The sequence below is a fragment of the Bulleidia extructa W1219 genome (assembly GCF_000177375.1).
Taxonomy (GTDB): Bacteria; Bacillota_I; Bacilli_A; order Erysipelotrichales; family Erysipelotrichaceae; genus Bulleidia; species Bulleidia extructa.
Window position 1 is genome coordinate 23,934 of the sequence record NZ_ADFR01000013.1, and the last position, 8,270, is coordinate 32,203.

The 8,270-nt window shown below is 40.6% G+C and carries 2 protein-coding genes; both read left to right on the top strand.

Annotation, left to right across the window (positions count from 1 at the left end; translation table 11 throughout):
* Positions 1–14: 14 nt before the first annotated feature.
* A complete protein-coding gene (gene rpoB, locus HMPREF9013_RS05410; protein WP_006627372.1) occupies positions 15–4,151 on the top strand; it encodes a DNA-directed RNA polymerase subunit beta in 4,137 nt (1,378 codons plus the stop codon).
* A gap of 10 nt (positions 4,152–4,161) precedes the next feature.
* Positions 4,162–7,992, top strand: a complete 3,831-nt coding sequence (gene rpoC / locus HMPREF9013_RS05415; RefSeq protein WP_006627373.1) for a DNA-directed RNA polymerase subunit beta' — start codon at positions 4,162–4,164, stop codon at positions 7,990–7,992.
* Positions 7,993–8,270 lie beyond the last annotated feature (278 nt).

Here is an 8,270-nt window from a genome sequence, read left to right on the forward strand (position 1 = left end):
AGAAAGGCGGCTATATGAAAGAAACTCAGGCATACCATGTTGTCAAATATGGAAATAAAGCAACACGTCGTGACTATTCAAAAGTAAGTAGTGGTCTGGATCTTCCTGATTTAGTGGAAATTCAGACAGAATCATTTAATTGGTTTTTAAGAGAAGGGATACAAGAAGTATTTGATGGTATTTTTCCAATCACCAATCATAGCGAAAGTATTCGATTGAAATTTTTAGGTTATCGTTTGGATGAGCCTGTTTTAAGCGTGTCTGAATGTAAACATAAACAAGTTAACTATTGTGCCAAAATGTATGGCGATATGGAACTTGAAATGGTGGATCAAGAAACCGGTGAAGTTTTGACCAAAAGAGAGGATGTTTATTTAGGGGAACTGCCTTTAATGACACCGGGTGGAACTTTTATTATCAATGGTGCTGAACGTGTCATCGTTTCGCAGATTGTTCGCTCTCCGGGGGCCTATTTTGGTATTGTCTCGGAAGAAAGGACGGGGCGTGATACCTATACCAGTGAATTGATTCCAGCTCGTGGAACATGGTTGGAATTTTTAACAGATGAAAAAAAGGCCAATTTAGGTCGTGTGGTGATGGCTTCGGTTGATCGACGCCGTAAGATTTTAAGTACTGTTTTTCTGAAAGCTATCGGGTTGTCTTTAAATCGTGAAAAGAACGGTGGAATTGTGTCTGTTTCTGAAATGCAAAAATTTTTGAAAGCGTTAAAACTACCTATTTATAAAGATGTGGTTGTGCCGAAAGAAACAACGGAATTATTAAATGAGTATTCCTTATTGTATACATCTATTTTTGGTAATTATGAAGAATTAAGAAACTCATTAGCTGCTGATAAGTTGCCGACAACAAATGATGCTTTATATACCATCTATCAAAATCAACGTCAAGATGAAATTGCGACAGTAGATGGTGCCATGAACTTGATGGATTCTCGTTTCTTTGATCATAAAGCGTATGATTTAACGAAAGCGGGTCGCTATAAAGTTCGTCGTAAGTTAAATATCTTGGATCGAATTATTGGACATAGTTTAACAGAAAATTTAATAGGGGCTGAAGGAAAAGTCCTTGTGAAGAAGGGTACTGTTATTGAGCGTTCCTTGAAGAATGAGTTGAGAGAAGAAATTAATAAGGGTATTGCGATGAGTGCTGTGCCTTTTGTGCATGCTTTCTCTCATCCGGATGTGGTTTCTGTGAAGACGGCATGGAAGAAGTCTTTGGTTGGTCGTATTTTGGCACAGGATGTGACAGGCGATTATGAATTGGAAAGAGGAACTGTTTTAACTGAAACAGATGTTAAGAAAATTTCCAAACAATATGAATCTGTTCTTATTTATGCGGGTATCTATGCTAATGAAGTTAAGGTAACCAATGATAATGTCAATGCTGTTTTGAACTTAGGCGATCGTTTATTCCAAATTGGTCGTATTACGGTGAATGAGAAGGACTTGGTGAACTCGGATGGAGTGGCTTATGTGAATGGCTATGTTCCAAACGTTCGTCGTAGTAATATGACGGTTCGTAATCAAGAAGCGATTGTTAAAGCGGTGATGGCTGGTGAAGAAGTGACGATTTGGCTGGTTGGTGCAGCTGTACAAACGGTTGAAATTAATGTTGATGGAAATCCGGTCAAGATTATCGGTATTGATCCGTTAAATGAAAAAGAAACCATTACCATTTCGGATATTTATGCTTTATATAATTACCAATTAACTATGCTGGATGGTGTTGGTAGCCAAGATGATATCGATATGTTATCCAATCGTCGTATTCGTACAATGGGTGAATTATTACAAAACCAATATCGTTTGGGTTTGAGTCGTGCGGAAAGAACCATTAAAGATAGAATGTCTATTTCAGACACTTCGGCTTTAACGCCTAAGACATTGGTAAATATTCGCCCTTTGACCACGCCGGTCAAGGAATTCTTCTCGGCTTCACAATTATCACAATTTATGGATCAAGAAAACCCATTGGCTGAATTATCCAATAAAAGGCGTATTTCTGCTTTGGGTCCTGGTGGATTAACCCGTGAACGCGCAGGCTTTGAAGTGCGCGATATTCATAATTCTCACTATGGTCGTATTTGTCCGATTGAAACTCCAGAAGGACCAAATATTGGTTTGATTTCTTATTTAACAACCTATGCAAAGGTGAATGAATATGGCTTTATTGAAACCCCTTATCGTAAAGTGAAAAAGGGTGTTGTAACTGATGAAGTGGTGTACATGGATGCAGAAGAAGAAAACGAACATGTTATTGCCCAATCCAATGCCATTAAAGATAGAAAATTAATTGCGGATAAAGTGGTGGCTCGTGTTGCGGGTGAAACGGTGATGGCAGAGGCTGAAACGGTTGACTTTGCGGATGTATCGCCTCGTCAAATTGTATCAGTTGCGACGGCTTGTGTTCCTTTCTTGGAAAACGATGACTGTACACGTGCTTTAATGGGTGCCAATATGCAGCGCCAGGCAGTTCCTCTATTGAACCCACATAGCCCATTTGTTGGCACGGGGATGGAACATATGATTGCTCGCTATTCCGGTGAAGCCTGTGTGGCAACGGCACCTGGTGTGGTGACTTACGTGGATGCTTCACGAGTGATCGTGGCTCAAGATGATGGTCAACTCAAGGAATATGAATTAGCGAAGTATTCCCGTTCAAACGCGTCTACTTGTATCAATCAAAAACCGATTGTATTAAAAGGTGAGCATGTGGAACGTGGGGATATCTTGGCGGATGGTCCTTCAATGCAAAACGGTGAGTTGGCTCTTGGTCAAAATGTCACCATTGCCTTCATGACCTGGAAAGGTTACAACTATGAAGATGCTATTATCATGTCTGAGAAAATGCAGGCAGAAGATTATTATACCTCCGTTCATATTGAAGAATATTCATTAGAATGTCGTGCTACGAAGTTGGGTGATGAGGAAATTACTTACGATATTCCAAACGTAGCGGAAGCGGCGAAGAAAAATTTAGATCCTCGCGGAATCATCATGATTGGTGCAGACGTGAAGGAAGGAGATATTTTGGTCGGTAAGGTCACTCCTAAAGGACAAACAGACGTTTCGCCAGAAGAAAAGCTGCTGTTAGCTATCTTTGGTGAGAAATCTCGTGAAGTTCGGGATAATTCCTTAAAAGTTCCGCACGGTGGTGCTGGTACGGTCTTAGATGTTCGTATTTTTCATCGCCATGACAAAGGTGTTGAATTAAAGAATGGCGTTAAGAGCATGGTGAAAGTGTTCATTGTTCAAAAAAGAAAGATTTCCGAAGGGGATAAGATGGCTGGCCGCCATGGTAATAAAGGTGTCATCTCTCGTATTAATCCGGTTGAAGATATGCCATACATGGCAGATGGAACGCCGATTGATGTTATGTTAAATCCGTTCGGGGTACCTTCCCGTATGAATATTGGGCAGGTGTTGGAAGTTCACTTGGGTCTAGCGGCGAAACGTTTAGGCGTTAAATTTGCGACTCCTGTATTTGATGGGGTATCAAATGAAGACTTGGCAAATATCATGAAAGAAGCCGGTTCTTCTCCGGATGGTAAGTACGTCTTGTATGATGGTATGACAGGAGAGGCGTATGATGAACGCATCTCGGTCGGTGTCATGTATATGATCAAATTGGCTCACATGGTCGATGATAAATTACATGCTCGTGCGACAGGACCATATTCCTTGGTGACTCAGCAACCTTTGGGTGGTAAAGCTCAAAATGGTGGACAAAGATTTGGGGAAATGGAAGTTTGGGCTCTTGAAGCCTATGGGGCATCGAATACTTTACAAGAAATTTTGACCGTTAAATCGGATGATATCACAGGTCGTACAAAGACTTATGAAGCTATCGTTAAGGGTAAAGACATGCCTACTCCTGGTATTCCGGAATCTTTCCGTGTTTTAGTTCATGAGTTACAATCTCTGGCGATTGATGTTCGCATGTTAGATGGTGATGGGCACGAAATGGACTTGAAAGAAATGGAACAACAGGATTTGAAAGAAGAAACAGAAGTGAATTCGGATGTTATGATGGTGAATGATGCCGATGAATCAGAAGGATTTATGACTGTCGAAAATGATGAAGAAGTCATCGAAGCCGCTGAAGTGGGATTTGATGAAGGTGAAGAATAGGAGGAAAACGATGAATATTAACAATTTTTCCGCGATCAAAATCGGTCTAGCCTCACCGGAAAAGATTCTTAAGTGGTCTTATGGCGAAGTCAAAAAGCCGGAAACTATCAACTACCGTTCGCAAAAGCCTGAAAAAGAAGGACTTTTTGCGGAACAAATTTTTGGTCCTACTAAGGATTGGGAATGTGCTTGTGGAAAATATAAGAAAGTTCGTTATCAAGGGGTTGTTTGTGATCGTTGCGGAGTGGAAGTCACCAAAGCTTCCGTTCGTCGTGAACGCATGGGCCATATTGAATTGGCCGCTCCTGTAACACACATTTGGTATTTACGTGGAACGCCTTCCCGCTTGGCTTTGATCTTAAACCTACCACCAAAACAGTTAGAAGAAATTATTTATTTCGTTTCTTGGGTTGTGACGGATCCGGGTGATTTAAGTGATAAACAAAATGGTGTGGTGTATAAACAAGTGATTTCTGAAAGAGAATATCGCACATTAGTAGCTCGTCATGGTGTGGGTAGTTTTGTGGCTCAAACCGGTGCCGAGGCAATCAAAGTTCTTTTGGAACAAGTGGATTTAGAAGCGGATTATATCGCCATTAAGGCAGAATTGGAAGGGACTAAGGGTGAAAAGCGCAAGCAATTGATCAAGCGTTTAGAAACGGTCGAAGCTTTCCGAAATTCGGATAACAAGCCAGAATGGATGGTTCTAAGCGTATTGCCTGTTATTCCACCTGATTTAAGACCGATGCTTCAATTGGATGGTGGGCGTTTCGCCTCTTCTGATTTAAATGATTTATATCGTCGTGTGATCACACGTAACAATCGTTTGAAAAAGTTATTGGAATTAGGGACTCCTTCTATCATTGTTCAAAATGAAAAGCGTATGTTGCAAGAAGCGGTAGATGCATTAATTGATAACGGTCGTCGTGGAAAGCCGGTCAATGGGGCTTCTAATCGTGCTTTGAAGTCTTTGTCGAATTCTTTAAAAGGGAAACAAGGTCGTTTCCGTCAAAACTTGTTAGGAAAACGAGTGGATTTCTCGGGTCGTTCGGTCATTGCGATTGGACCTTATTTAAAGATGTGGCAATGTGGCCTTCCTAGAGAAATGGCTATCAATTTATATAAACCTTTTGTTGTTAATGAATTGGTAAATCAACAAATTGCAACGAATCCAAAGACTGCCGAAAAATTAATTGCTCGTCAGGATCATCGTGTTTGGGATATTGTGGAACAAGTCATTGAACATCATCCTGTTTTCCTAAACCGTGCCCCTACTTTACACCGTCTGGGTATTCAGGCTTTCTTTCCTAAGCTGGTAGAAGGGCGTGCTATTCGTGTTCACCCATTGGTGTGTCCTGCTTTTAATGCGGACTTTGATGGTGATCAGATGGCTGTGCACTTACCATTAAGTGATGTAGCTCGTGCTGAAACAGAAGTATTGATGCTTGGCTCTAACAATATTTTAGGACCTAAGGACGGTAAACCAATTGTTACGCCGGGTCAAGACTTGGTGTTAGGAAACTTCTACTTAAATATGGAAGAAACAGCAGATGAGTTCTATCAGAAAGCGGATGCTTTAGAAGCTATTGGCGAAAAAGTAGAAGCAGAACGTTGGAGAAGATACGGAGATAATGAAGGACATGTGTTTAAGGATGTGGATGAAGTCTTAATGGCTTATCAAACCGGTGTTGTTCATTTACATAGTCGTATTGTGATTCCGGCTGATAAGGCTGGTAAGACCTGTTTCACCGATAAACAAATGAATTCTTACTTGATGACGACGGTTGGAAAGATTATTTTTAACCAAGTATTCCCGGCAGAATTCCCTTATTTAAACGTGGTGAATGAAGAAAACTTGAAGGCAACTTCCGATGAATTCTTCTTGGCGAAGGGCTCAAATATCAAGAAAGAAATTGCGGAACGTAACGTAACTTCTGAATTTAAGAAAAAAGAATTAGGTAACCTAATCGCGGCTGTGTTTGATCGCTATAACACAAACGGCACTTCTGATATTTTAGATGGTTTGAAGGATATGGGGTACTTGTATTCTACTTTGGCCGGTATGACAGTTGCTTTAAGCGATATTAAAGTGGCTCCTCAAAAGAATGAATTGGTGGCTAAAGGTCGTGAAAGAGCGGAAGTCTTAAATGGTTTAAGAGATCGTGGCTTATTAACGGCTCAAGAATGGGAACGTGCGTTCTCTGAATTATGGGCTAACGTAAAGGAAAGCGTCGGAGATTCTTTGATGGCTTCTTTACCTCGTATGAATCCTATTAATATGATGGCTGTTTCCGGTGCTCGTGGTAATAAAAATCACTTTACACAGTTGGCCGGAATGCGTGGATTGATGGCTCGACCTACACAGTCGAAATCACGTAAAGAATATCAACCTTCGATTATTGAAGTGCCGATTTATTCCTCTTTCCGTGAAGGTATGTCGGTATCAGAATTCTTTATTTCCACTCATGGTGTTCGTAAGGGACTAACCGATACGGCGTTAAAGACGGCCGAATCCGGTTATTTAACGCGTCGTTTGGTGGATGTGGCACAGGAAGTCATTATTAATGAAGAAGATTGTGGAACAGATAGTGGCTACTTGGTTTCTGATATTATTGATCAACGCAATAATTCGATTATCGAAAAATTTTATGATCGCATTGTTGGACGTTATGCTCAACAAGCGATTGTTCATCCGAAAACCAAAGAAATCTTGGTGGATGAGGATACCTTTATTAGCGAAGAATTGGCTCAAAAGGTCGTTATGGCTGGCGTTAAGGAAGCTTATATTCGTAATGTGTTTACTTGTAAGTCGATGAATGGTATTTGTCGTAAGTGTTATGGTCAAAACATGGCTACCGGCCGACTGGTTGAAGAAGGAGAAGCGGTTGGCATTATGGCGGCTCAGGCTATTGGAGAACCGGGTACACAGCTAACCATGCGTAACTTCCATACAGGTGGAGTGGCCACTCAATCGGGAGATATTACACAAGGTCTTCCTCGTGTTGAAGAATTGTTTGAAGCTTGTACACCAAAAGGAGTAGCGGTCATTTCGAAAATTGATGGTGAAATCACAGATATTCGTGAAAATGATACGCACACAGGACAGATCGTGACGGTTACGAATAAAACAGAATCGATTGAACATAAGTGTGACTTGACTCAAGTGGTTCGTCAGTGGATGAAACCGGGCACAAAAGTACGCGCTGGTGAAAAATTGACGGAAGGACAAATTGCACCTAAAGAGTTATTGGAAGTAGCTGGTGTTCGTGCTGTTCAAGAGTATATTTTGAAAGAAGTAAAACGGGTTTATTCAACACAGAGTATTGATATTTCTGATAAACACTTAGAGGTTATGATTAAGCAAATGCTTAAGAAAGTCATCATTCTTGAAGGAAATGATTCCGGCTTGAGTGCGGGCCAAACGTTATCGCTTAATCGTGTGGATGAGTTGAATGAAGCGTTGTTGGATGAAGGTAAGACACCGGCTAAGTATGGTCCTGTCTTATTGGGGATTTCAAAATCAGCCGTGGAAACAGATTCCTTTTTATCGGCTGCTTCCTTCCAAGAAACAACGAAAGTGCTGACCGAAGCTGCTGTTCGTGGTAAGACGGATAATTTGCATGGTTTGAAAGAAAATGTCATTATCGGCAAGCTGATTCCAGCTGGCACCGGTAGAAATTTTGATCGTGAGACAACTCGTCGTATTGAAGAAAGGGCGGCTGAACTGAAAGCTATTCGGGAAGAAAAGGCTCGTAAATTAGCGGAGGAATCGGAACAACGTCTGCCGGATGATATTTTGGCAGGGATTGACTTTAGAGGAAAAGATTATTTCCAAGACTAATTATTAGATGAATGAAGCTGAATAGAAGCATCAAATTCCATTTATAAAATTAGGATGACTGAATGGATTGAGCGTATGTATCAGTTTAATGAGGGTCTTATTTTCCAATATTCATATGGTTTGAATAGTTTCGAAAAGATAGGAAAAGGATAGGAAGATCGTTTGAGATTGACTATCCTTTTTATCTGTTTTGACAAAATAGGGAAATTGTAAAATGAGTGAACCAAAGAAATGAAATACGGAATAAATTAAGAAAAAATACAGAGATCATTTTCCCA

Bases quoted from the DNA above. Each gene is read 5' to 3' on its own strand.
- rpoB (WP_006627372.1), top strand. From the start codon at position 15: ATGAAAGAAACTCAGGCATACCATGTTGTCAAATATGGAAATAAAGCA.
- rpoC (WP_006627373.1), top strand. From the start codon at position 4,162: ATGAATATTAACAATTTTTCCGCGATCAAAATCGGTCTAGCCTCACCG.